Source organism: Dechloromonas sp. A34 (genome assembly GCF_026261605.1).
GTDB lineage: Bacteria > Pseudomonadota > Gammaproteobacteria > Burkholderiales > Rhodocyclaceae > Azonexus.
Genome location: NZ_CP102486.1, coordinates 4,721,141 through 4,745,492, shown reverse-complemented (window position 1 = coordinate 4,745,492; position 24,352 = coordinate 4,721,141). Strand labels below are relative to the sequence as shown.

The following is a 24,352-nucleotide window of genomic DNA, read 5'->3' as shown; positions in this document are numbered from 1 at the left end:
CGATGAATACGACCGAAATCTTCCTGATCGCGATGACGATCATCTTTACGGTGCCCTATCTGATCTGGCGGGTCGGCAAGACCGACTATTACGCGCCGCTGGTCGTCGTCCAGATCATTACCGGCATCCTGCTCGGGCCGGGCATCCTGGGCCGCGTCTTCCCCGATTACTACCATTTCGTTTTCAACCCGGCGGTGATCCAGTCGCTGAACGGCATCGCCTGGTGGGCGGTCATGCTGTTCGTGATGATCGCCGGCGTCGAACTGGACCTCAAGAAAGCCTGGGCGCATCGCCGCGAAAGCGGCATCACGGCCGGTCTGGCCCTCGGTACGCCGCTGCTTTTCGGGTGCGGGGCGGCCTTGCTAATGCTGACGGTTGACGGCTGGATGGGGCCGAAGGCGCTGACCTGGCAGTTTGTCGTCGGCGTCGGCATGGCCTGCGCGGTCACCGCCCTGCCCATCCTGATCCTGCTCATGGAAAAGCTCGAAGTCCTCCGCCAGCCGATCGGCCAGCGCATCCTGCGCTACGCCAGCCTCGACGACATCGCGATCTGGGGCGTGCTGGCGCTGATTCTCATGGACTGGGAACGCATCGGCCGCCAGGGCACGTTTCTCGTTGCCTTTGCGGTGGCCGCCTGGCTCTTCCACAAGCTGATGCAGCGGCTGGCCGAACGCGACCGCTGGTATGTCGCGCTGATCTGGCTGGCCGTGGTTTCCTTTGGGGCCGACTGGGCCGGGCTGCACTTCATGGTCGGCGCTTTCCTGGCCGGCGCGAGCATGGAAGCCGCCTGGTTCGATCAGGAGAAAATGGACCTCTTGCGCCACCATGTCTTGCTGGTCATCATGCCGGTCTTTTTCCTGTCCACCGGACTGCGCACCAACTGGGCGCTCGGCGGCGAAGCGGTGTTCGTCGCCGCCGGCGTGCTGCTCGTCGCCTCGATCGCCGGCAAGCTGATCGGCGTCCGGATTGCCGGCCGCATCCTGAACTGGGCGCCCGGCGAGGCCAGCATCATCGGCTGGCTGCTGCAGACCAAGGCCCTGATCATGATCATTTTCGCCAACATCCTGCTCGACAAGCAGATCATCACCAGCGAAACCTTCACCGCCCTGCTCTTGATGGCGGTGGTCAGCACCATGCTGACCGTGCCCGTGGTCGCGCCCAAGCTGGCGCGGATCAAGGAACTGATTTTCCGCTCGGCCTGAGGCCGGGCCTCAGATCAGCGCGCCGTTGATCGAAATGATCTGCCCGGAGATGTAGGCGGCGCGGTCGGAAGCCAGGAAGCCGACGAGGTCGGCGACCTCCTCGGGCCGGCCGGCGCGCTGCATCGGCACCAGCTTCTTGATGGTCTCGGCGTCGAACGTGCCGTCGCTCATCTCGGTGGCGATGATGCCCGGCGCCACGGCATTGACCGTGATGCCGCGGCTGGCCAGTTCCAGCGCCAGCGACTTGGTGGCGGCATGCAGGGCGCCCTTGGCCGCCGAATAATTGACCTGGCCGCGATTGCCGGTAATGCCGGCGACCGAGGAAATATTGACGATGCGGCCCCAGCGCGTGCGGATCATCGGCATGGTCAGCGGCTGGGTGACGTTGAAAAAGCCGTTCAGCGAGACGTCGAGCACCGAATGCCACTGCTCGGCCGACATCCCCGGGAATACGGCGTCGGCATGAATGCCGGCGTTGTTGACCAGAACCTGGATCGGGCTGGCCTCGAGCAGCCGTTCGAGGACCACGGCAGTGGCCGCCCGTTCGGTGACGTCGAAAGCGACGGCTTCGCCGCTGCCGCCGGCGGCGACGATCTCGGCGAGCACGGCTTCGGCCTTGGCCAGGCTGCGATTGGCATGGACGATGACATGGTAGCCGTCGGCGGCCAGGCGCCGGCAGATCGCCGCGCCGATGCCGCCGCTGCCGCCGGTGACCAGGGCGCGTTTCATGAGCGGGTTTCCTTGAGGGCGTCGGCGTCGAGCACGACGGCGGCGCGGCCTTCGAGCAGGCAGCGGCCGGCGTGGCTGAGCGAGAACTGGTAGAGGATGTGATTGGCGTCGCCGGACAGGCGTTCGGCGTGCACCGCCAGTTCGCCGGCCAGGTCGTCGAGGCGCGCGACATGCAGCTGCACGCTGCGCACGCTGGTCAGGTAGCCCTGGCGCGGCCGGTCGCCGGCAGAGGCGAGCAGCGCGCCATGCACGGCCATCGCCTGGGCGGCGTATTCGATGCCGTTGGCGGCACCGAGGCGGCCGGCGGCACGCAGCGGGTTGGCGGGGTCGGCATGGCTGACGGCGCGGCAGGTAATGGCTGCCTCCGACCAGTCGACCACGGCATCGAGCAAGCACATGTTGCCCTGGTGCGGAATGCGGGCGGCGATGGCGGCGTGGTCTAGCACGTTTGCAGGTCGACCTTGAGCTGCATCGGCGGCAGGTAGTCAATGCAGACGCTGCCCGACTCGCCGCACGCCAGTTTTTGCAGCAGCGGCAGGCAACGCAGGGCGGGAATGTCGATGCGGCGGGCTTCGAGTTCGCCGTCGGCCAGGCGGTCAGCCGGCGCCGTGCTCGGTGTGACGGTGATCCGGCCCAGCGAACGGGCGGTCCGCACCAGGCTGAGGACAAGGGCGACGCCGCCGACATCGGGTACCGGTCGCTTGCTGTGCAGCGGCTCCGGGTATTCGCTGTCGTAGGCGATGAGCAGCGTCGTTTGCTGGTCGACGACGACCTGGCCGAGGGCATCGAGCAGGCCGGCGCCGAAGCCGGCATCGAAGGCACAGATCACCTGGCAGGGGGCCATCGACTGGGTGGCGATGCCCCAGTAGCCGGCGGCGGCGTTATGCACCGAATTGTGGAAGCGGGTCGGTGAAATCTGGCGATCGTCGCTGGCCAGTTGCTCGCAGATGGCGTGGCAGTTGTGGCCGTCGGCGCCGGAGGCACTGAACACGGTGGCCAGTGTGCTGACCTCGGCCGCGGCGTGGGCGGCGGCTTCCTGGCCGACGGCCAGGGTCAGCTTGATAATGCGGCTGGCCCGCCGGCGTTCGGCGGGCGGCAGCAGGGCCGGCGCCGGCAGCACCGATGGGGCGGCGGCATAGGGCTGTTCGCCGCGCAACACGGCGCGGGTTGTCGGCCAGTCGGGCAGGCCGGGGGCGATCAGGCCGATGCCTTCGATCCAGGCGCTGAGCGGGGTGGCGTTCATGCGGCGACTCCGAGAATGAGGCTGCAGTTGCTGCCGCCGAAACCGAAGGAATTGCTCAAGGCGTAGCGGAGTCGATCGCTACGGCTGGTCAGCACGTACTGGACTGGAATCGCCGGGTCGATGCGTTCGGTATGCGGACTGCCCGGCAGCAAGTCGTGGGTCAGGGCCAGGGCGCAGATGATGGCCTCGACGGCGCCAGCGGCGCCCAGCGTGTGGCCGGTGGCACCCTTGGTCGAGCTGCACGGGACGCGGTCGCCGAACAGGGCGGCGACCGCCTTGCCCTCGGCGGCGTCATTGGCCGGCGTCGCCGTGCCGTGCAGGTTGATGTAGCCGATGTCGGCCGCTTCCAGGCCGGCCGAGCGCAGTGCCGCCTGCATCGCCATGCGGGCGCCGAGGCCTTCCGGGTGCGGCGACGACATGTGGTAGGCGTCGCTCGATTCGCCGGTGCCGAGCAGCAGCACCGAACCGGCTTCGGGCTGGGCAGGAGCGCGTTCGAGCAGGGCGAAGGCCCCGCCCTCGCCGATCGAGATGCCGTTGCGTGTCGCATCGTAGGGCCGGCAGGGGTCCGCCGAGGTCAGCTGCAGCGAGGCGAAGCCGTAGAGCGTGGTCAGGCACAGCGAATCGACGCCGCCGACCAGCGCCGCGTCGATCGTGCCGCAGGCCAGCTGGCGGGCGGCGGCGGCGAAGACCTTGGCGCTCGACGAACAGGCCGTGGAAATCGCCAGCGCCATGCCTTCGAGGCCGAAATAATCGCGGGCGAACTCGGCCAGCGAGAAGGAATTGTGCGTCGTGCGATAGATGAAGTCGGCGGGCAGCGCGCCAGTGGCCGGATCGCGCCGGCGGTAGGCGAGCTCGGTCTGCAGGATGCCGGAGGTGCTGGTGCCGAGGAAGACGCCGACCCGGGTCTTGCCGTAACGGGCGACGGCGGCGCGGACGCGGTCGGCGAAGCCATCGGCCTCCAGCGCCAGCTGGGCCAGCCGGTTGTTGCGGCAGTCGTATTTGGCCAGCCCGGCCGGCAACTGTTGCGCGTCGACCGCCGGCACTTCGCCGATCCAGGTATCGAGCTGCACCGTCTCGAAGGCGCAGGGGGCAAGGCCGCTGCGCTGCTCGCGCAGGCCGGCCAGGGTGGCGGCGAGACCGTGGCCGAGGCAGGTGGTGGCGGTGTAACTGGAAAGCTGCAGCGGGGTCACGGTGGGCCTCGAATTCATCAGACCGTCATTTTAACCGGACGCCGGCGGCTAAAGGGAGGCTTCGATCCGTCCCAGGCAGGTCCGGTAGCGCCCATCGACGCGGCGGGCGAACCATTCGGTGGTCAGCTGGCGGGTGATCTTCGGGCTCTTCAGGTCGATCTGCGGCATCGCCTGCCGTGGCAAGGGCCGGCCGGCCTGTTGCTCAGCGAGCTTGAAGACCCGGTTGAACAGCGGGCTGTGGCTGAATTGGGCGGCCTTTTCAAGCAACAGATCGCGCCGGATTTCGGCGGGACGCATCTGCAATTTGCCGGCCAGGCTGCGGGCGGCAAGTTCGACGCCACTCGGCGCTGCCGTCGCCTGTCCCCTGTCGTAGCGCAAGAGGTCGCCGTCGAGGCTCAGCGGTTTGCCGGCGAGGCGACCCAGGGCGCTCTGGAAGGCGGCGTTGCGGCTGCTGTAGCGGCCGGCGTTGAAGTCGGCAAAGCGGTAGAGGACGTTGTCGTAGGGCGCCGGGTAGTCGAGCAGGATAGCGCTGCCGAAGTAGAGCCCGCCGCGCCGGCTGAACACCTCGTCGCGGATGTCGCCCTTGTGCGGATAGGGATAGGGTCGGGTGCGGGCGAACTGCTCGGCGAATTCGATGCTGACCTGCATCGGGCCGCCGGTGCGTACCGGGTTGTAGCCGCCGAGCAACTGTTTTCCGGCCGGCACCTCGGCAATCATGTCGGCATAGAGGGCATTGAGCTGCTTCTCGGTCTTCAAGGCATCGATGCGCTGGCGGTAGCTGCGACCATCCGGCGAGGTCTTCAGCATCGCGGTCTTGATCAGCAGCTTCGGAATGCCGTATTTCTTGCCGCGCTCTTCCAGACCTTTCCAGGCGATGGCGGGCAAGCCGGGAACCACGGGGTCGGCCTGGAAGTTCGATTCCTGCTCGATGACGGCAATCGCCGCGCAATAGATTTCAGGGGCGTGGGGGATACCGAGCCGGCTGAAGGCGGCATGCAGATCGCCGGCCCAGGCTTCGCGATCCCGGACCGTCGGGGCGATCAGGCGGGCAATCAGCACCCGCCGCTCCTGGTCACTGCGGAGCGGTGCGGCAACTGGCGCCGGCACCTGGCTGGGGGCGATATCGGGCGGCAGTGGCGGGTTGTCGACCGGCAGCGGCAGGCTCGTCGTCGTGCAGCCATTGAGCAGCAATAGGCCGACGAAAATTGTCGCGGCGCCGAGCCGGCGCCTCAATCCAGGCTTCAGCCCGGCACCCGGCAGATCAGCATGATGTTGGCGAAAGGCTTGCCTTCGCTCATTGGCATGGTTTCGACCTGGAAGCCGACGTTCTTCAGGACGTCGATCCATTCCGCCAACTGGCGGCAATAAAGGGTCGGCAGGCGGTGGCCGCGGACGAAGGTCACGGCGTGATCGACCCAGTTGCAGATGTGGTACGGCAGGCCGGCCCCGGCATCGCCGACCCGGGTCAGGAACAGGCCGCCGGGTGGCAGGGCGGCGCGAATGCGCTTGAGGACGTCCTTCTGGTGGCCGTGATCGACGTAGTGCAGGGCGTCGAGGATGGTGACGACATCGGCTTGGCCGAAATCGACCTTGCACATGTCGCCCTGGCGGATATCGACGACCGGGTGGTTGGCGCCGAAAGCCCGGGTCGCGCGGTCGACGTCCTTCTGCATCAGTTCGAAGCCGCGCAGACTGAGCGGTTTCGGCGGTTCGGCCCAGTCGCTCGGCCAGTGGCCCTTGTCGAACAGATTGCGGGCGGCGAGCAGCCAGCCGAACAGACTGCCCTGGCCACAGCCGAGGTCGAGAAAACGGGCCTCGGCGGGAAAGATGCCGCGCTTGAGGAGCTGGCGGAAGATGCAGTCGGAAGAGAGTTTGCCGCGGGCGTAGTGATAGGCGAAATGGCCACCGGAACGGAAGGGACGGCTGGCGTCGTCGAGCAGGATTTGCAGGAAACGGGAGGTCATGGCGAGGCGGCGGTCAGGGTGACAGGAGTTAGTCGGGAATCGGCCATGGTTTGCAGCAGCCTGGGCAGCACGGCGAGGATAACCGGTTCGCCGGCGCTGGTGCGGGCAGCATTGCCGTCATGAAGCAGCAGGATGTCGCCGGCTGCCAGGCCGTCGCTCAGCCGTTCGAAGACGCGCTGTGGATCGCCGTTGCGGGTGTCGTAGGCGCGCCGTGTCCAGGAGGCGAGGCGCAGTTCGAGCAGGGTCAGCACCGGGTCGAGAAAGGGGTTGCGCAGACCGGCCGTCGGCCGGAAGAAGCGCGGCGCCTGGCCGGTGATGTCGGCCAGGCAGGCCTGGGCGGCGGCAATGTCGGCGTGCATGCGTCGCGGCCCGAAGGTGGCGAAGGCCAGGGCGTGCGCGTCTCCATGGTTTTCGACGCTGTGGCCACGGGCGACGATTTCCCGGCACAGCGCCGGGTACTGACGGGCGCGTCGTCCGATGCAGAAAAAACTGGCCTTGGCCGCGGCGGCGTCGAGCAGGTCGAGGACGCGCGGCGTGACTTCGGGGTCGGGGCCATCGTCGATGGTCAGGGCGATTTCGCGGCGCTCGACGGCGGCGCCGGGCAGACGGTTGAGGTTGGGGCCGAGCAGCGTAGTGCGCGGCAACATGCCGGCCCCGGTCAGGACCAGCTGGTTGAGCACCACCGCACCGAGCGCCCAGGGCCAGGTGGCGGGTGCGGCGAACAAGCTGAGGGTAGCCGCCGCATGGGTGGCAATCGTGAGCTGGACGGTGGGGGTCGGTTTCCAGGGTGGCGGCATGGGCGTCAGCGGAGAAGGAGTCCACTATCGAGAAAATGTTCCCACAAAACTTGCCAGACCGGCCAGTCGTGGCCTCCGGGAATGGCAAGGCCGGCCGTAGCTGGAAAGCAGGCGGCAATCTGTTTCATGCCGGCGGCGAAACGGTCGTCGCTGCCATAACCGACGAAGGCGGGAAAATCGGCCGGTGGGGCCTGCAGCCAGCGCCACATGCGAAATTCCGGATCGCTCAGCTCTTCCGGCGTTGGCTGCCATTGCTCCAGGCCCCCGGCCCGGGCGATGGCATTGGTGGTCAGCCGGCTGCCCGGATAAGGGGCAAGCAGGCACAGGCCATCGACGCTGCCCGGCGTATCGGCGTTGTGGCAGAGACTGAGCAGGCCGCCGAGCGATATGCCGCCCAGCCAGATTTTTTGGTACCCCTGACGGCGGGCTGGCGCGATGATTTCGGCTTGTACGGCGGGTAGCGCCGTGCCGCCGGAGATTGCCTCGAGATCGAGGTCGACCGCGACCAGATCAAGCGCCAGCCGGCGTTTGGCGACTGCTGTAAAGAATCCGGCCTGTTCGAAATCGGCTGCCGTCATGTAGGCACCGGGCAGCAGCACCATCAGGCTCGGGGCGCCGACCGTCTGGCGGAGGGTATGCAGGGGCTGGCTCATCGTGCCGTTGCCCGGGGAACGAAAATCGCCGAGAGCAGCAGCGCCAGAACGGCACCCGGCCCGACGGTGACGCCTACGGCATGCAGTACCGCGACTTCCGACAGGGCCAGCGTGCCGAAGCCGATGGCCGTGGTCAGGGTTGCAATCAGCATCGAGGCCAGGGTTTCCGGGTCGGCTTGCTCGTCATCGGCGCCCTGGTTGAGAAACAGCGCATAGTTGGAGCCGGCGGCGACGATTAACAGCATGCCGATCAGGTGCAGCAGGTGCAGATGTTCGCCGGCCAGGTGCAGGCCGGCGATGACGATCAGCACGGCAAGGATCAGGGGCAGCAGGACGGCGGCCAGGCGGCGGGCCGAACGCAGGGCGACGGCAAGCAGCACGACGATGGCAAGGAAGCCGGCCAGCGATAACAGCATGGCCTCGTGCAGATAGTCGTTGTAGAGCTTGTCGAACTCGGTTTTCATGTCGATGAACAAGGCGTTGGAACCGGTCAGCACAGAGCGGACCGCCGCCGGATCGATGGCTTTTTCGCCCGGGCGCAGTGGCAGCAAGACACTCCAGCCGCTGGCATGCTCGAGGAGCAGCGAATCGACCGCCAAGGCCAGACCGGTTCCGTTCAGGGCTTGGCGATCGATCGCCGGCAAGCGGCGAGCCGCTTCGACATCGGTCAGGAAGGGCTCGAGTTTGGCGGCGGCGAGCGGCGAACCGAGTTGCGCCGCCTGCAAGCGCGAGCGTAATTCTTCGGCAGCCGGCAGGCTGCTGCGGCGGGTGACCTGGGTACTCTGGCTGGGCAGGAAACGGGCCGGGCTTTCGTAGCCGCCGAGGTCGCCGCTGGAGACCAGTTGATCGAGCTGTTGTCCGATTTTTTCGGCCGCCAGCAAGGCCGCTTCGCGATCGGGCGCGCCGATGACCACCAGATAGCGCGAATCCGGAGCGCCAATATCGGCGCGCAAGGCCAGGTCCAGCGCCTGATCGGCCTGGCTGACCGAACTCAGGGCCGACAGCTCCGGGTTCCACAGCTCGCCACGATCGACATAGAGCACTATGGCGGCGGCCCCGGCCAGCAACAGGGCCGGCCAGCGCAGAGACCCCATGGCCGCGATGGCGCGCTGCACGCTCTTGCCGAGCGGCGTCAGATCGCGCGGCCGGATCCGGCCGGCACTGAGCTGCGGCAACACGAAGCGGGTGGCGAGCGCGGCAGTCAGGACACCGGCCAGGGCATAGAGGCCGAGTTGGGCGAGTCCCGGAAAACCGGAGAAGACCAAGGCGCCGAAACCGGCGATCGAGGTCAGGACGCCGAGCCGGATGGTCGGCCAGAAGCGGGCGCGCCAGGCGTCCACGCCGAGGCGGCCGGACTGCACGAAGTAATAGATCGAGTAATCGACGGCTTCGCCGATCAAGGCCGAGCCGAAACCGACCGTAATCCCGAATACCGTGCCGAAAACCAGGCTGACGGCGACCACGGCGGCCAGGGCGCCGGACAGCGCCGGCAGCAGGCCGAGCGCCAACAGGCCGAAGGAGCGATAGACGAAGAACAGCAAACAGGTGATGGCCAGCGAACTGATCAGCGACAGGCGACTGACCTCGTCCTTGATCGTCGCTCGCGAATTGACCGCGAACAGGCCGGGGCCGGAGAGTTGCAAGCGGGCGTCGCCAATGCCGGCCTCTCGAGTACTCTCGGCAAACTGGGCGCGGAGCGCGGCAATCGCCGCCTCCTGGCCGTCGGTATCGGAACCCAGGGCCCGGGTCTGGACGAGCAACATGGCGCGCTCGCCATCACGTGAGACCCAGACGCCCAGTCGGCTGTTCGGCTGGCCGCCGGCGTCGACCCGGCTCAGCAATTCGACCAGCTCACCGGTCGGATCGCGGGCCAGCAAGGGCTTGAGCATCATCCCGGCCGGCGAGGCGAGGCGGTCGATGCTGTCGGCGATGGCCGTGCGCAGACCATCGATGTTGAAACGTTCCGGCGTCACCGCCGGGCTCAGCAGATAGCGGTGCTGAACCAGGAAATTGCGGTCGGCATCCTGGGTGCCGGCCTCGCCGTTCTGCACCATAACGAATTCGGGCATTTTGGCCAGGCGAGCGCGCAACTGGCGGGACAGCGCGGCGCGCTGTTGCTCGTCGCCACCTTCGATGCCCAGCATCAGCAGGCGTGCGACGGCGCCTTCCTTCAGATGATCGACCAGAACCTGCTGTTCGGCGGTCGGGCGACTGGGCAGGAAGAAGGACATGTCGGCCGTGAAGCGACTGTTCCAGACGATCGCCGCCCCGGCCAGCATGGCTAGCAGCCAGAGCAGGAAGGTACGGATGGCCGGGGCGTTCATTTGCCGTCGATCGGCTCGATGCTCATCACCGAGCGATCACCGTCGGCTTGCAGGTATTCAATGCTGCGAATCTGGTTCTTGCTGCCGCTGACCGTGATGCGCTGGACGAGAGCGGCGATTTTCTGTTCGCTGGGTAACAGGGTGAGTACCCACTTCTCATGGGTTCCCGCCAGATGCAGGTAGTAATTCTTCTCGAGCGCCGCCCGATTGCCGGTCAGCGTGCCCCGGATGCTGTCGATGAAAGCCAGCGCCTCGGGCTGGTTGCTCAGATTGATCGACAACTTCTGCTTTTCGCGTTCGATGCTGAGCAGATCCTTGTCGAGCAGCAGGATTTCCGGTTTCGGGGTCAGGGTCCGTTTTTCCAGGCGATCGGGAGCGGTATAGGACATTTCGCCGGTCGACACGACCGGCTTGTCGAGCAGCGAGATGTACTTCTTTTCGACGAAACGGGCCTTGCCACCCTTGTGGCGGGCCAGATCGTCCATCAACTGGCCGACATCGAAGGCGGCAAGGGCGGGAAAGGCGAGCGCGGCCGCCAGCAGTCCGGCTACAAATTGTCTGATCATTTTTTCTGCCAGAAATCGAAGAAGTTGAACCAATTGTAGGGGGCCAGACGGCAAAAATGGCTCAGGCGCTCGGCGTAATGCTGCTGGGCCGCCTTGATCGCCGCCTCGCGCTCGGCGCGCGGGGTGTCCGAAAAATCGGCGAGCGGCTCGAAATGGATCTGATAGCGGTTGCCGCCGAGGTAGAGCCCGGCCATGAAGTAGACGGGGCGGCGGAGCATCGCCGCCATGCGGAAGGGGCCGACCGGGAACGGAGCCGGCTCGCCGAGAAAGTCGCACTCGGTGGTGGCATCGCCGCCCAGGCTGCGGTCGGCCAGCATGCCGACCAGGTAGCCCTGGTCGAGTCGGTCGCGCGCCTGCAACATCGAGTCCATGCGGCCGAGCGGAATGATGTCCTCGGTGGCCTGGGGGTTGATCGCCTCCAGCGTGGCGTTGATCTTGCGGGCGTTTTCCTCGTACATCAGGATCGCCACCTTGAGCCCGGCCCGGCCCCGGCCCAGGGCGCGCAGCACTTCGAAACTGCCGAGATGGGCGCCGATCAGCAGAGCGCCCGGCTGCTTGTCGAGCGAGGCATGCAGTTCCTCGGCACCGATCACCTCGATGTCGAACAGGTTGAAACGGTCGTTGAGCAGGTAGATGCGGTCGTGGATGGTGCTCGCGAAACTGAAGACGTGACGGAAGCCGTCCGACCATTCGGCCCAGCGGCCGAGCGCGCGGTGCAGGTAGTCGCGGCTGTAGCGCCGGGCCTGGGGGGCAAACAGCACGTAATAGGCGGCGATGCCGTAGAGCACCAGGCGGCCCAAACGGCGGCCGAAGGTCAGCGAAATCCAGACCATCAGCTTGAGGATGGCCAGATTGCTTTTTTCCTGTTGCCGCAGCCAGTCGCTGCCGGCCGGCTTGGGCTGGCTCATGGTGTCGGCGGCGTCAGGCTGCCGCTGGCGACATCGCGGTCGGGGCTGCGGACCTGGAAGGCGAGCGCACCGCTGGCTTTGCATTCCAGCGAGAAAACGAGGGTTTCGCCCGGAGCGACCGGGCTGAAGAATTTGGCGTTGCCGATCTGCCACAGCGCCAGCGGTCGGTCGAGCAGGCGCTCGGCAAACAGGATGGCCTGGTCGAGCAGGACGACGCCGGGCACGATGGGCTGGCCGGGAAAGTGGCCGGCAAAGGCCGGATGATCGACTGGAACGACCCAGCTGAAATCAGTTGCCGGCATGGGTGGTGTGGGCGGCATGCAGCGCCGCCAGCTCGGCGCGCGGCAGCTTGCCGGCTGCGTTGCGCGGCAGTTGGTCGAGAAAGACCAGCGGCCGGGGCTGGAAGATGGGATCGATGCGCCGGCGCAATTCGGCCACCAACTGCCGGCGCTCGAGGCCGGGGGCGACGACAAAGGCAGCGAGGCGGGTTACGCCGTCGGGCATCGTGTCGTCGGGCAGGAAGAAGGCAGCGTCGATGACTCCCGGGATGGCGGCGATCTGATGGTTGAGATAGGCGATCGAGGTCCGCTTGCCGGCGATGTTGACCAGGTCGGCATGACGCCCGTGCAGCAGGAAGTGGTGGTCGGGCAGCAGTTCGATGGCGTCGGATAGCGTCACACCGGCTTCGACATGACCGCCGCAAGCGATGGTCAGGTCGTCCTGCTGCTTCAGCTCGATGCCCGGCAAGAGGTGCCAGGCGGCGCCGTGGGTCGGCCGGCGGCTGGCGATCTGCAGCGTCTCGGTGCTGCCGAAAATTTCGAGCAGCGGGGCCTGAAAGCGGCTTTCGGCGCGCGCCGCCAGTTCGTTCGATAGCGGCGCGGTTGCCGAGAGCACCAGGTCGACGGCGGGAAGTTCGATTTCGGCGGACAGCAGGTTGGCCAGATGAAAGGGCGTGGTGACCAGCAGCCGGGGCTGCGGAACGGTCTTCAGGGCGGCGACGATGTCCTGCGGATAGAAGGGCTTGCCGGACCAGAATGTGGCCCCCCCGTGCAGGGCGAGCAGGAAAGTCGACTCGAAGCCGAAGGCGTGCTGGACCGGCACGGTACCGACGATGACGTGCGGTCGCTCGGCCAGGCCCAGCCTCTTCGCCTCAGCCTGGCCGCTGCCGGCCAGCTGGCCCCAGCGCTTGAAGTGCGGCATCGGGGCGCCGGTCGAGCCGGAGGTGAACAGGCAGGCCGCGATGGCGTCGGCGGCGATGTCCGGAATGGCGCGCACGGCATCGACATCGGCGGCGGAAAGAACGGGATAGTCGAGGCGCGGCAGGTCCTGGCTGTCGAATTCACCATCACACAGGCAAACGACGTCGGGGGTCTGCTGACGGATGTTGCGCAGCGTTTCGGCCGTCTGCGAGGACGGTTGCAGGCTGATCCGGTCGCTGAGCAGGCCGGCGGCGAAGCCGACCGCGAAGCGATAGCGGTCCTGGCAGACATTCAGCAGATGGTGCCCGGCCGGCAGCTTTTCGGCGAGCAGCTGGGCTTCGGCGAGAAAGCGGCGCACCGTGACCGGGCCGGCCGGGCCCCAGGCCAGGTTGTCGTCGAGGCTGGCGTGGGCGAGGAGCGGTATCCGGCTCATGGGTGACGGGCCTGCGTATTCTGGCGCCGTGCCGCCATCGCGGCGCGATAGCCGCGAATGGTGTCGGCGACGCTCGAGCGGTCTTCCGGTGGCAGGAAATGGTTGCGACAGAGGTGTTCGATCACGAACATGGCGGCGACCAGCGGTGTGCTCAAGACGTTGGCGAACAGCGACCAGGCCGCGGGGGCGGCCAGCCAGAATAGCACGCTCGAGACGGCCGCATTGGCCAGGAAGAAAATGCTCCAGGCGATGGTGACTTGTCGCGAGTAGCGTTCCTGGGCGGCGGAAACGACCCCGCCATGCGCCATCCGGGCGAACTGGGTGACCAGTGCCTCATGTCTGCCGAACAGGGTGTGGCCGAACAAGGCGGCGAGTGCCAGATTGGTGCCGAGATGCTGGATGTAGTAGAGCAGCGCGATGTTCTGGCGCAGTGCCGGCCAGGACCAGGCGAGCAGGCCGAGCATGGCCAGTCCGCCGAGCGCGCTCCCCAGCGGGTTGCCGACGCGCCAGAGCAGGATGACGAACAGGACGGCAACGGGGGCAGTCGCCAGGGCGACGGAAAAATCGGGATTGCCGGCGCCGGCGCTACCCTGATGGGCGAACCAGGCCCAGGCGACGACGAGGGCGGCCAGGGCCAGCCCGCGCAGCAGCTTGGCCGGGCCGGGAACGATCATTTGGTCCGTTGGCTGGCGACGTGGCTGGCCAGGGCGCGCAGCGAGGAGAAAATGCGCAGGTTGTCCTCGTTGTCCGAACGCAACTGGAAGCCATAGCGTTTGGAAATGACCAGGGCGATTTCCAGCACGTCGATCGAGTCGAGTCCCAGGCCGTCGCCGAATAGCGGCGCATCGGGTTCGATGTCGGCGGGGGCGACATCCAGGTTGAGGGCTGAAACGATCAGCTCGGCTACTTCCGGCAGCAGGGCCGCAACGGTTTCCGGCGAAATTTCTTGGGACATGACAGGGTTTCCGTAGGAGGATTAGCCGACGGCGCGAAACGCGAGGACCGCGTTGCTGCCGCCAAAAGCGAAGGAGTTCGACAAGGCGGCGCGCAATGGCTGGTCGCGCCGGGCAGCGGTGACATGGTCGACGCCGGTACAGGCTGGATCGATCGCCGCGAGATGCGCGGTCGGCGGGATCGCCCGTTCGCGCAGGGCGAGGATGGTGACGATGGCTTCGATGGCGCCGGCCGCACCCAACTGGTGGCCGTGCATGGATTTGGTGGCGCTGACCGGCAAGCGGGTGGCGCCTTCGCCGAATACGGCTTTCAGGGCGGCGACTTCGACCGGGTCGCCCTCGGTGGTCGCCGTGCCGTGGGCATTGACGTAGTCGATGTCCGCAGGGCGCAGTCCGCCATCGGCCAGCGCGGCTTCCAGTGCCCTGACCTGACCGGCCGCTTCCGGACGGACCAGGTGGCTGTGGTCGCAACTCGTACCGTAGCCGACCATTTCGCCGTGGATGCGGGCGCCGCGGGCGACGGCATGTTCCCAGTCCTCGAGGACAAGGGCAGCCCCGCCCTCGCCCAGGACCAGGCCGGTACGCTCGGCGCTGAACGGCCGGCAGGCGCTCGCTGAAGTATTTTCATCGCCGCTGGCCATGACGCGCAGGGCTTCCCAGGCGCGGGCGACGCCGTAGGCCTGCGGCACGTCGGAGCCACCGGTCAGCATGATCGGCGCCTCGCCGCTACGCACGCGGCGGAAGGCCTCACCGATGGCGATCGAGGAGGAGGCGCAGGCCACGGTATGGCTCATGCTGACGCCGCCCAGACCAAGCTGGATGGAAATGTGGGCATTGGCCGCGTTGTTCATGCCGAGAATCACCGACAGCGGCGAAACCCGCTCGCGGCCCTTTTGCCAAAGTTCCCGATAACCCTTTTCGTAAGCCAGCGTACCGCCCAGGGCGGTGCCCCAGGCGACGCCCCAGTGATTGCGGTCTTCAGCGTCCGGGGCGCGGCTCAGGCCGGCATCGGCCCAGGCACTGAAAGCGGCGACCGTGGCGAGCTGGGCAAAGCGATCCATCGTTCCGGCCAGGGGCCGGCCCAACACGCTGTCGGCATCGAAGCCGGGGCAACTGACGAAAGGAATGGTCAGCGGTCGGGGAATGTCGTCGGTGCGCAGGAAATGCACGGCCGATTCGCCGGCCAGCAGGTGTTCGAAAAAATCCGGCAGATCGCCGCCGTAGGGGCTGACGAGACCCAGCCCGGTAATCGCCACCCGACGCTGGATCATGCTCAACCCTGTTCGCGGCGCAGCCGGTCCATCAGCTCAGCCATATCGCCGACAGTTGTTGGGCTTTTCAGGTCCTTGGAGAGGGTGATGCCAAAACGGTCCTCGAATTCGAACATCAATTCGAGCATCATCAGCGAGTCCACGCCGAGCGGTGCGAGCGGGGCTTCGGGAACGACCTGCTCCGGCGCAACGCCGATGCGGTCCTGGAGAAATTCGCGAATCAGGCCAAGGGAATCCATAGTGGGCGCATTTTAGCCGAAGGGCCCTTTTTTACAAAAATTAGCGAACTTATTCGCGCGGCGGATTACAGAACGCGGTTGAGCGACTGCAGGAAGGTCGCCGCATCCTGATAGCCGACGACGCGGACGGTTTTGATTTCCTTGCCCCGTGCGTCGAAAAATAGGATGCCCGGCGGCCCGAAGAGTCCGAAACGGGCGAGCAAGGCCTTGTGCTCGTCGCTATTGGCCGTGACGTCGGCCTTGAGCAGCGTGAAACCTGCCAGTTTGGCCTGGACGGCGGGGTCGGCGAAGGTGAAGCGCTCCATTTCCTTGCACGAGACGCACCAGTCGGCATAGAAGTCGAGCATCACCGGCCGGCCGGCCGCCAGTACCCGGCTATCCAGTTCGGCCAGCGAGCCGACCGGCTCGAACGGCAGTTTCCGGACTTCTTCGGCCACCGCCTGGCCGCGCAGCCCGGCCAGCGGCTGCAGCGGATCGCGACCGCCGGCCAGGGCGCCGACCAGCAGTGCGGCGCCGGTCAGCAGCATGACGATGCCGATGCCTTTCCAGAAGCGCAGCCAGCCACTGGCCTGGGCCGGTAGCGGGTCGAGGGCGTGCAGGAAGATTGCCGGAATGATCAGCAGCGCCGCCCAGGCCAGCATCGCGGCGACCGGCGGGATGACCGGCGAAACCAGCCAGAGGGCGGTGGCCAGCAGCAGCACGCCGAAACCTTTCTTGACCGCCTCCATCCAGGGCCCGGTCTTGGGCAGCAGCGAACCGCCGGCGACGCCGACCGCGATCAGCGGGGCGCCCATGCCGAGGGCCATGACGAACAGCGCCGCACCGCCGAACACGGCGTCGCCGGTCTGGCCGATATAGAGCAAGGCGCCGGCCAGCGGGGCGGCGACGCAGGGTCCCACAATTAGGGCCGATAGCGCACCCATCACGAAGACGCCGATGCCGCGTCCACCCTGCAGATGGCCGGATTCCTCGGAGAGTTTGCTTTGCAGCGCAACCGGCAACTGTAGTTCGTAGAAACCGAACATCGAGAAGGAGAGGATCACGAAAACCACGGCGAAGCTGCCGAGCACCCAGGCGTTCTGCAGCGCGGCGGAGAGCAGCGTGCCGGTCAGGCCGGCGGCGATGCCGGCCGCGGCGTAGGTCACCGCCATGCCCAGGACGTAGGCCAGGGCCAGGGCGAAGCCGCGGCCGTGCGAATTCTTGTGGCCCTGGCCGGCGATGATGCCCGAGAGGATGGGAATCATCGGGAAGACGCAGGGGGTCAGCGACAGGCCGAGCCCGGCCAGGAAGAAGAAAGCGAGATTGGCCCAGAACCCGGCATCCTTCAGCGTCTGGGCGATGAAGCCGCTCTCGTCGCCACTGCCTTGGGCGGCGGCGGGCGGCGTGCTCGCCGGATCGGGCAGTTCGAGGCTCACCGTCTGGGGTTGCGGCGGGTAGCAGACGCCGGCATCGGCACAGCCCTGCGAAATGACCTTGAGCTTGAGCGGCAGCACTCCTGAGGCATTTCTTTCGACTGGCACGCGGATCGCCACCGACTTGTAATAGACCTCGACCTTCCCGAAGTTCTCGTCCATCTTCTCCTTGCCGGGCGGGAAGGTCGGGGTGCCGAGGGTGGCGCTGTCGCCGTCGACGCTGAAGCGGAACTTGTCGCGATAGAGGTAATAGCCCTTGGCGATCTCGTAGGAAATCTCGATGGTCTGGCCGTCGAGGGCGCGCGCCGATGGTTTGAAGGCGACCGCCGGGTCGAGGAATTCCTCGGCATGGGCCAGCGAAATGAGCAGGGAGAAAAGCAGGAACAGCGCGCGCATGGTCATTGGATCGTCTCGGCCGCCACCCAGTTCAGATAGGCCGGCAAACCCTGCGCGATCGGCAGGGCGATGATTTCGGGGACTTCGTAGGGATGCAGTTCGGCGATGGCTTGCTCGAGCGCCGGATAATTGGCTGCGGTGGTCTTGATCAGCAGGGGGATCTCGGTGGCCGACTCGACGGCACCCTGCCAGCGGTAGACGGACTGGACGCGCGGCAGGATATTGACGCAGGCGGCCAGCCGCGCTTCGACTACGGCCAGGGCGATGGCGTTGGCGGAGGCTTCATCCGGACAGTTGGTGATGACGAGCAGGGATTCCATTAGCGGATTCTACTTGAGCAGGCGGCGGCGGGTCAGGCGCAGGGCAATCGCGAAGGCTACACCGGCCGTGGCGAGCAGCGCCATGATGTGGATCAGGGCATCGGCCGGCACCTGGCCGGCGAGCAGCGGACGGACCAAGGCGACGCCCTGGGCTAGCGGCAGCCAGCCGCCGATCGTTGCGAGCCAGGCGGGCAACTGGTCGGTGGGGAAGAAAACGCCGGAAATCAGCGTCATCGGGGTAATGAACAGCGTGAAGTAATACATGAAGAAATCGTAGGACGGGGCCAGCGCATTCCAGATTAGGCCGAGCGCAGCGAAGGCCAGCCCGGTCAGGACGACGGCCGGCAGCGCCCAGAACAGCAGCGGGCCATGGGTTAGGCCGAGGGCGGCGATCACGACGAGGATGGCGGCGCCGGAAAACAGCGATTTCGTTGCCGCCCAGAACAGTTCGCCGGCGACGACATCGGTCAGACCGAGCGGCGTATTGAGGATGGCGTCCCAGGTCTTCTGGACATGCATGCGCGAAAACGAGGAGTACAGGGCCTCGAAGGTCGCCGCATTCATGGTCGAGGCGCACACCGTGCCGGCGGCCAGGAAAGCGACGTAAGGCTGGCCGTCGATGCTGGGCAGCATGGCGCCCAGGCCGTAGCCGAGGCCGAGCATGTAGATCAGCGGATCGGCCAGATTGCCGAGGATGGAAGGCAGCGCCAGTTTGCGCCAGACCAGGAAGTTGCGGCGCCAGACGGGGAGCCAGTTGAATGCTGTCATCAGTCGCGCAACTCCCGGCCGGTCAGTTTGATGAAAACGTCTTCCAGATTGGAGGCGCGGTGCACATAGCGCAGGCCGGGGGCTTCGGCCAGCCTGGCGAGCAGCGGATGCGGTTCGCGGCAGTAGAAGAAGGCGGTTTCGCCGCTGGTTTCGACGCGTTCGGCCAGGCCGCGCTGGGCCTCGACGAAAGCCGGCAGGTCGCCGGCCGCCTCGTCGTAGACCTCGATGACCTGCGGTTCGATGTGCTCGGCGATCAACTGGCGCGGGCTGCCTTCGGCGATCAGGCGGCCGTGGTCGATGACGATCAGCCGGTCGCACAGGCGCTCGGCTTCGTCCATGAAATGGGTGGTCAGGATCAGCGTCTTGCCGGCCGATTTGAGCTGCTTCAGGCGGTCCCAGATCAGGTGGCGGGCCTGGGGGTCGAGGCCGGTGGTCGGCTCGTCGAGAAAGATGATGTCGGGGTCGTTGACCAGGGCGCGGGCCAGCGTCAGGCGCCGTTTCATGCCGCCGGACAGGGTCGCCAGGCGGGCGTCGGCCTTGCTGGTCAGGCTGGCGAACTCGAGCAGCTGCGGGATGCGGGCCTTGACCTCGGCGTCGGGCAGGCCGAAGTAGCGGCCGAAGACGAGCAGGTTTTCGGCACAGGTGAAATCCGGGTCGAGATTGTCGAACTGCGGCACGACGCCGACCCGCGCCCGCGCCTGCTGGGCGTCGGCCGGAATGGCGTAGTTGTTGAGGGTGATCTCGCCACTCTCCGGGGCGGTCAGGCCGAGGCAGAGGCGCAGGGTCGTCGTCTTGCCGGCGCCGTTCGGGCCGAGCAGGCCGAAACAGGTGCCGGGCTCGACGGCGAACGACAGGCCAGCCACCACCTCGGTGCCGGCATAGGACTTGCGCAGTCCGCTGGCACTCAGTGCCACTGAATCCGAAGCAGCCACTAGTGCCGCCATGCCCGGGTGATGATGTCGCGGATCAGGTGCAGGCGGCGATGGAAAAAGTGGTCGGCACCGGGCACGACGACGACCGGCAGGTCATTGGGCAACGCCCAGTCGAAGACATTGGCCAGCGGGACGGTTTCATCGGACGAGCCGTGGATGACGATGGTGTCGTGGGGCACGGCTTCGGTGTCGTACTGGCGGGTACCTTCGACATGACCGGCGGCGGTGCCGACCAGGACCAGGCGCTGGGCCGGATGCCCGGCTTCGGCCAGGCGCTTGGCGACGCGGGTCTGGCAGTAGGCGCCGAAGGAAAAGCCGGCCAGCGCCACCGGTAGGTCGCCGCAGCGGCACTTGGCGTCCTGGAGCACGGCGAGCAGATCTTCGGTTTCGCCGCGGCCTTCGTCATGGATGCCTTCGGTGCCGCCGACGCCGCGGAAATTGGGGCGGAAGGCGGCGTAGCCGAGGCCGACGAAAGTGCGGGCCAGCGTATAGGCGACCTTGTTGGTGTTGGCGCCGCCGCCCAGCGGGTGCGGGTGGGCGATCAGGGCGATGCCGCGCGGCGCGTCGGGGCGCTCCATGATGACGTCGATCTTGCCGGCCGGGCCGTCGATCACGATCTTTTCTTCCGGGGCTCTCATATTTTCAGACGCTCCACGATGCGGCCGTTGATCAGGTGTTCCTGGATGATTTCCTCGACGTCGTCCTTGTCGATGTAGGTGTACCAGACGGCTTCCGGATAGACGACCATGACCGGCCCGAGATCGCAACGATCCATGCAGCCCGCCTTGTTGACGCGGACTTTGCCTTCCCCCTTCATCTTGAGCTGGCTGATGCGCTCCTTGGCGTAGGTCTGCATGTCGCTCGCGCCATGGGCGTTGCAGCAGTTTTCGCCGGGTTCGCGCTGGTTGCAGCAGAAAAAGACGTGGTATTTGAAATGGCTCATCGGTTCTCTCCTCGGGGGCTCAACATTATAGGCGGTCCGCTTTCACGTGGAACGCCGAGCGTTGGTCCAGTGTTTTTCGAGGGCGATGATGGCGCTGCTGAACACGCCGACGGCCAGTATCTTGCCCCATTCGACCCAGCCGATGGGGGCGGTCTGGAAGACGGCGGCGAGCGGCGGCCAGTAGGTGAACAGCAATTGCAGGCCGAGCATGCTGGCGACCCCTCCCCACACCCAGAGGTTGGTAAACAGGCCGAGGCTCCAGAAGCTGCGGGTCAGCGAACGGCAGTTGAAGAGATAGAGGGCTTCGACCATCACGAAGACATTGACGGCGACCGTCCGTGCTTCGGCCAGCGATTTGCCCTGGTCGAGCTCGTGCAGGAAGAGGCCGAAGGCGCCGCCGAGCAGCAGCAGCGAAACGAGCACGATGCGGCGGATCAGGTCGCCATTGAGTACCGGCATGGCCAGCCGGCGCGGCGGCCGGTGCATGATGCCGCGCTCGATCGGCTCGAAGGCCAGCGGCAGGCCGAGCAAAACCGCGGTGGTCATGTTGATCCAGAGGATCTGCAGCGGCGTGATCGGCAGCGTGCTGCCGAAGACGATGGCGGCGACGATGACCAGACCTTCGCCGAAATTGGTCGGCAGGGTCCAGGTGATGAACTTGACCAGATTGTCCCAGACCCCCCGGCCCTCCTCGACCGCCGCCTCGATGCTGGCGAAATTGTCGTCGGTCAGCACCATCGCCGCCGCCTCCTTGGCCACCTCGGTGCCACCGAGGCCCATGGCGATGCCGATGTCGGCCTGCTTCAGGGCCGGGGCATCGTTGACGCCATCGCCGGTCATCGCCACGACTTCGCCCAGCCCTTGCAGGGCACGCACCAGGCGCAGCTTCTGTTCTGGCTCGACGCGGGCAAAGACATCGATTTCGTGGGCGGCCTTGGCCAGCGCCTGGTCGTCGAGCGCCGCCAGTTCGCGCCCGGTCAGCGCGTGTTCGCTACTGAGCCCGATCTGCCGGGCAATGGCGAGGGCGGTGATGGCGTGGTCGCCGGTGATCATCTTGACCCGGATGCCGGCCGAGTGGCAGTTGCGTATGGCGCTGATTGCCGCCTTGCGCGGCGGGTCGATCATGCCGACCAGGCCGAGCAGGGTCAGGTCGTGCAGGGCATCGTCGTCGAGCCGGCTGGCGCTCGGCCGCAGGACGCGGGCGAGGAGCAGGACGCGCATGCCCTGTCCGGCATAGGCATGGGCGGCGGCTTCGATCGTCGCCGTTGCCAGCGGCAGCAATTGCTGGTCGGCCCCGAGTTGGTCTTTGCAGCGCGGCAGCAGGCGCTCGATGGCGCCCTTGACGTAGATTACCGTTTCGCCGTCGCTGCGGTGCGCGGTCGCCATGTACTGGCGGGTGGCATCGAAGGGCAGTTCGTCGACCCGGGGATAGAGGGCGAGCAGGGTCTGTTCGTCGAGCCGGCCTTTGCGGGCGGCGACCAGTAGCGCCGCTTCGGTCGGGTCGCCGGTGATTTTCCAGTGTTGCCCATCGCGCCCCAGGCTGGCGTCGTTGCACAAGGCTCCGGCGACCAGAGATTCGCGTAGCGCGCCCGCGATCGGAGCCGGCATTTCGTCATGGCTGATGCTGCCTTCCGGGTTGTAGCCATGACCGCTGACGGCATGGCCGGCCCCGGCGCACCACAGGACGCGCACCGTCATCGCGTTTTCGGTCAGTGTGCCGGTCTTGTCGGAACAGATCACCGTCGTGCTGCCCAGCGTTTCGACCGCCGGCAGGTGGCGGATGATGGCCCGGCGGCGGGCCATGCGGGCGACGCCGATGGCCAGCGTGACAGTGACCGCGGCCGGCAGCCCTTCCGGGATGGCGCCGACGGCCAGTGCCACCGCCGCCATGAACATTTCGAAAGCGGTTTCGCCGCGCGCCAGGCCGACCCCGAAGGTGAGGATGGCGAGGCCGCCGATCGCCCACAGCAGCCAGTTGGAGAAAGTAATCATCTTGCGGGTCAGCGGCGTCACCAGATCGGGGGCACTGGCGATCAGGTCGGCGATGCGCCCGGTTTCGGTGGCATCGCCGGTGGCGATGACCATGCCGCTGCCCAGCCCGGCGACCACGGTGCTGCCGGCGTAGGCCATGTTACGGCGGTCGGCGAGCGGGGTGTCGCTGGGTAGCGCCGTGGTGTGCTTGAGTACCGGCTGCGATTCGCCGGTCAGCATCGAGTCGTCGGTATGCAGCTCACGCTCGTGGAAGAGCCGGAGGTCAGCCGGAATGCGGTCGCCGGCGGCGAGAACGACGATGTCGCCGGGAACCAGTCCGGCCGCTTCGATCTGCCGGCGCTGACCGCCGCGCCTGACGGTGACCGGCGTTGCGACGCTCTTGGCGAGCGCCGCCAGCGCCCCTTCGGCCTTGGCTTCCTGCCAGTAGCCAATGACCGCGTTAACTACCACGACGCCGAAAATGACGCTGGCGTCCACCCATTCGCCAAGTCCTGCCGTGACCGTGCCGGCGGCGATCAGGACCAGGACCAGCGGCTGCATCAGCTGTTCGGCAAAGCGTTTCCAGGCCGGTTTGCCCGGTGCTTCGGTCAGCCGGTTGGGACCGTGGCGCTCGAGGCGGGCCGCCACCTCGGCGTCACTCAGACCGCTCGCGACATCGACGCCGATTGCCGTGGCGGTGGCTTCCGCCGACCGGGCGTGCCAGTCTATTGGCGACGGCTGGTCAGCAGCAGGAAGGGGAGCGTCAGGAAGGGCCATAGCGTTGCCACCAGTCGGGTCAGACCGTTGAAATTCAGGAAGTGACCTTGGCGCCAGGTAGCCAGGGCCGCCGCCGAATAGGGATTGGGCGGTGCCAGATTGACCAGCACCGTTCCGGCCAGCAGCGCCACAGCCGCCAACATCAGGCGCGGCGTCGGCGGCAGGAGCAGCAGCAGTGGGAGCAGAACGATGGCGTTCAGCAGGCCGCTCTGGGCGCCTGGTGTCAGCCAGGCGAGCGCCTCACCCGGACCGATCAGGATGGCGGCGGCCAGCGTACGGACGATCAGGCCAAGGAGCAGGAATAGTGGCACGATGATGTAAGCCGCTACCCGGCGCGCCGCCAGCATGCTCAGCATCAGGCCGACGGTCAGCGCATTGAGGGTGGTGATGCTGGCCTCGATGACGACGAAACTCTCGGCGACGAAAGGCAGGTCGCTACTGAAGCCGAGCAACTGGCGCAGGTCGCCGGCTCCGAAAAGCAGGGTTTCCGGCGACAGCGGCACCAGCAGCCAGAGACCGAGCAGGGTCAGGCCCAGCTCGGCATGCGGGATGGGGGCGATCAGACGATGCTCGATTTCCATGATGCGGGCGAACAACCGCGGTCCGACTGCCTGCGCCCAGATGGCGCCGAGCAGTCCGCCAAGGGCATTGCAGGCGAGATCGACATTGGAGGGAACGCGCGAGGGTAACCAGGTTTGGACCGTTTCCAGCCCGAAACTGACGCCGGCGGCGAGCAGCACGGCAAGGATCGGCGCCGTGAAGCGCCAGGGCAGGCTGCGTAGAGCCAGGGTCAGGAACAGGCCAAGCGGCACGTAAACCGCCACGTTGGCGAGCAGGTCGAAAACCGTCCAGTAACGTGGCCAGCCGCCATCGAGAAAGGCCACAGGCGAATCGCCGGTTGTTCGCCAGCCGCTGAACGGATGCAGGCTGCCATAGACGATCAAACCAAGCCAGGCCAACGCCAGGTAGCGGGAAAGCAGGACGGGGCTGCGTTCGTGATGGGGCATGGCATCGATTCTAACCGTTTGCGCTACCGTCGACCGCGCGCCAGCACACCTTGATTTCGGTCCATAAGCATGACCACAGGCGGAACTGGCGCGGTTCCGGGGCGCGCCGCATCGTGATGGCCATGGGTTTCGGTGACGCAACCGATGGTGATCGG

The 24,352-nt window shown here is 66.7% G+C and carries 26 protein-coding genes; 1 reads left to right on the top strand and 25 read right to left on the bottom strand.

Annotated elements, in window-relative coordinates; genetic code table 11:
* The first annotated feature begins 2 nt into the window (after nucleotides 1-2).
* Nucleotides 3-1,202 (top strand): cation:proton antiporter, encoded by a 1,200-nt coding sequence (locus NQE15_RS23645; RefSeq protein ID WP_265945369.1) that lies wholly within the window; start codon nucleotides 3-5, stop codon nucleotides 1,200-1,202.
* A 9-nt stretch (nucleotides 1,203-1,211) separates the two neighbouring features.
* Here the strand turns inward: NQE15_RS23645 and fabG are convergent, their stop codons facing one another.
* The 25 genes from fabG to NQE15_RS23520 form a co-directional block, all read right to left on the bottom strand.
* Nucleotides 1,212-1,931, bottom strand: a complete 720-nt coding sequence (fabG, locus tag NQE15_RS23640; RefSeq protein WP_265945367.1) for a 3-oxoacyl-ACP reductase FabG — start codon at nucleotides 1,929-1,931, stop codon at nucleotides 1,212-1,214.
* Nucleotides 1,928-2,377 carry a hotdog family protein gene (locus NQE15_RS23635; RefSeq protein WP_323054926.1) on the bottom strand — a complete coding sequence of 150 codons (450 nt, stop codon included), beginning with the start codon at nucleotides 2,375-2,377 and terminating at the stop codon, nucleotides 1,928-1,930. Before NQE15_RS23635 ends, fabG begins: the two co-directional genes overlap by 4 nt.
* Nucleotides 2,371-3,174: a beta-ketoacyl synthase chain length factor gene (locus NQE15_RS23630; protein WP_265945365.1), complete on the bottom strand. Its 804-nt coding sequence runs from the start codon at nucleotides 3,172-3,174 to the stop codon at nucleotides 2,371-2,373. Before NQE15_RS23630 ends, NQE15_RS23635 begins: the two co-directional genes overlap by 7 nt.
* Nucleotides 3,171-4,382 carry a beta-ketoacyl-[acyl-carrier-protein] synthase family protein gene (locus tag NQE15_RS23625; protein WP_265945363.1) on the bottom strand — a complete coding sequence of 404 codons (1,212 nt, stop codon included), beginning with the start codon at nucleotides 4,380-4,382 and terminating at the stop codon, nucleotides 3,171-3,173. Before NQE15_RS23625 ends, NQE15_RS23630 begins: the two co-directional genes overlap by 4 nt.
* 30 nt (nucleotides 4,383-4,412) lie before the next feature.
* A complete protein-coding gene (locus NQE15_RS23620) occupies nucleotides 4,413-5,597 on the bottom strand; it encodes a DUF1615 domain-containing protein (protein WP_265945361.1) in 1,185 nt (394 codons plus the stop codon).
* Nucleotides 5,598-5,605: 8 nt separating this feature from the next.
* Complete coding sequence (locus tag NQE15_RS23615; RefSeq protein WP_265945359.1) at nucleotides 5,606-6,328, bottom strand: class I SAM-dependent methyltransferase; 723 nt, start codon at nucleotides 6,326-6,328, stop codon at nucleotides 5,606-5,608.
* Nucleotides 6,325-7,125, bottom strand: coding sequence for a polysaccharide deacetylase family protein (locus NQE15_RS23610; RefSeq protein ID WP_265945357.1), 801 nt, complete (start codon nucleotides 7,123-7,125; stop codon nucleotides 6,325-6,327). The genes NQE15_RS23615 and NQE15_RS23610 overlap by 4 nt, the downstream gene beginning before the upstream one ends.
* Before the next feature lie 5 nt (nucleotides 7,126-7,130).
* Nucleotides 7,131-7,778, bottom strand: a complete 648-nt coding sequence (locus NQE15_RS23605; protein WP_265945355.1) for an alpha/beta fold hydrolase — start codon at nucleotides 7,776-7,778, stop codon at nucleotides 7,131-7,133.
* Nucleotides 7,775-10,102, bottom strand: coding sequence for an MMPL family transporter (locus NQE15_RS23600; protein WP_265945353.1), 2,328 nt, complete (start codon nucleotides 10,100-10,102; stop codon nucleotides 7,775-7,777). Before NQE15_RS23600 ends, NQE15_RS23605 begins: the two co-directional genes overlap by 4 nt.
* Nucleotides 10,099-10,668: a LolA-related protein gene (locus NQE15_RS23595; protein WP_265945351.1), complete on the bottom strand. Its 570-nt coding sequence runs from the start codon at nucleotides 10,666-10,668 to the stop codon at nucleotides 10,099-10,101. The genes NQE15_RS23600 and NQE15_RS23595 overlap by 4 nt, the downstream gene beginning before the upstream one ends.
* Nucleotides 10,665-11,576, bottom strand: coding sequence for an acyl-CoA synthetase (locus NQE15_RS23590; RefSeq protein WP_265945349.1), 912 nt, complete (start codon nucleotides 11,574-11,576; stop codon nucleotides 10,665-10,667). The genes NQE15_RS23595 and NQE15_RS23590 overlap by 4 nt, the downstream gene beginning before the upstream one ends.
* The gene (locus NQE15_RS23585; RefSeq protein ID WP_265945347.1) at nucleotides 11,573-11,878 is read right to left on the bottom strand and encodes a 3-hydroxyacyl-ACP dehydratase FabZ family protein; all 306 of its coding nucleotides are present in this window, start codon (nucleotides 11,876-11,878) and stop codon (nucleotides 11,573-11,575) included. Before NQE15_RS23585 ends, NQE15_RS23590 begins: the two co-directional genes overlap by 4 nt.
* Entirely contained in the window at nucleotides 11,865-13,208 is a 1,344-nt protein-coding gene (locus NQE15_RS23580) for an AMP-binding protein (protein ID WP_265945345.1), read from the bottom strand. The genes NQE15_RS23585 and NQE15_RS23580 overlap by 14 nt, the downstream gene beginning before the upstream one ends.
* Nucleotides 13,205-13,882 (bottom strand): hypothetical protein, encoded by a 678-nt coding sequence (locus NQE15_RS23575; RefSeq protein WP_265945343.1) that lies wholly within the window; start codon nucleotides 13,880-13,882, stop codon nucleotides 13,205-13,207. Before NQE15_RS23575 ends, NQE15_RS23580 begins: the two co-directional genes overlap by 4 nt.
* Complete coding sequence (locus tag NQE15_RS23570; protein WP_265945341.1) at nucleotides 13,879-14,163, bottom strand: phosphopantetheine-binding protein; 285 nt, start codon at nucleotides 14,161-14,163, stop codon at nucleotides 13,879-13,881. The genes NQE15_RS23575 and NQE15_RS23570 overlap by 4 nt, the downstream gene beginning before the upstream one ends.
* 21 nt (nucleotides 14,164-14,184) lie before the next feature.
* Nucleotides 14,185-15,432 (bottom strand): beta-ketoacyl-[acyl-carrier-protein] synthase family protein, encoded by a 1,248-nt coding sequence (locus tag NQE15_RS23565; protein WP_265945339.1) that lies wholly within the window; start codon nucleotides 15,430-15,432, stop codon nucleotides 14,185-14,187.
* A gap of 2 nt (nucleotides 15,433-15,434) precedes the next feature.
* Nucleotides 15,435-15,671 carry an acyl carrier protein gene (locus NQE15_RS23560; protein ID WP_265945337.1) on the bottom strand — a complete coding sequence of 79 codons (237 nt, stop codon included), beginning with the start codon at nucleotides 15,669-15,671 and terminating at the stop codon, nucleotides 15,435-15,437.
* Nucleotides 15,672-15,736: 65 nt separating this feature from the next.
* A complete protein-coding gene (gene dsbD / locus NQE15_RS23555) occupies nucleotides 15,737-17,479 on the bottom strand; it encodes a protein-disulfide reductase DsbD (RefSeq protein WP_265950404.1) in 1,743 nt (580 codons plus the stop codon).
* Between the two features lie 2 nt (nucleotides 17,480-17,481).
* Nucleotides 17,482-17,799 (bottom strand): divalent-cation tolerance protein CutA, encoded by a 318-nt coding sequence (gene cutA / locus NQE15_RS23550; protein WP_265945335.1) that lies wholly within the window; start codon nucleotides 17,797-17,799, stop codon nucleotides 17,482-17,484.
* A 9-nt stretch (nucleotides 17,800-17,808) separates the two neighbouring features.
* A complete protein-coding gene (locus NQE15_RS23545; RefSeq protein WP_265945333.1) occupies nucleotides 17,809-18,567 on the bottom strand; it encodes an ABC transporter permease in 759 nt (252 codons plus the stop codon).
* The gene (locus NQE15_RS23540; RefSeq protein ID WP_265945331.1) at nucleotides 18,567-19,511 is read right to left on the bottom strand and encodes an ATP-binding cassette domain-containing protein; all 945 of its coding nucleotides are present in this window, start codon (nucleotides 19,509-19,511) and stop codon (nucleotides 18,567-18,569) included. The genes NQE15_RS23545 and NQE15_RS23540 overlap by 1 nt, the downstream gene beginning before the upstream one ends.
* Nucleotides 19,499-20,137, bottom strand: coding sequence for an alpha/beta hydrolase (locus tag NQE15_RS23535; RefSeq protein WP_265945329.1), 639 nt, complete (start codon nucleotides 20,135-20,137; stop codon nucleotides 19,499-19,501). Before NQE15_RS23535 ends, NQE15_RS23540 begins: the two co-directional genes overlap by 13 nt.
* On the bottom strand, nucleotides 20,134-20,442 hold the full coding sequence (locus NQE15_RS23530; RefSeq protein ID WP_265945327.1) for a (2Fe-2S) ferredoxin domain-containing protein: 309 nt from the start codon (nucleotides 20,440-20,442) through the stop codon (nucleotides 20,134-20,136). The genes NQE15_RS23535 and NQE15_RS23530 overlap by 4 nt, the downstream gene beginning before the upstream one ends.
* A 42-nt stretch (nucleotides 20,443-20,484) precedes the next feature.
* On the bottom strand, nucleotides 20,485-23,190 hold the full coding sequence (locus NQE15_RS23525; protein WP_265945325.1) for an HAD-IC family P-type ATPase: 2,706 nt from the start codon (nucleotides 23,188-23,190) through the stop codon (nucleotides 20,485-20,487).
* Nucleotides 23,139-24,197 (bottom strand): VanZ family protein, encoded by a 1,059-nt coding sequence (locus NQE15_RS23520; RefSeq protein WP_265945323.1) that lies wholly within the window; start codon nucleotides 24,195-24,197, stop codon nucleotides 23,139-23,141. Before NQE15_RS23520 ends, NQE15_RS23525 begins: the two co-directional genes overlap by 52 nt.
* Nucleotides 24,198-24,352: the final 155 nt, after the last annotated feature.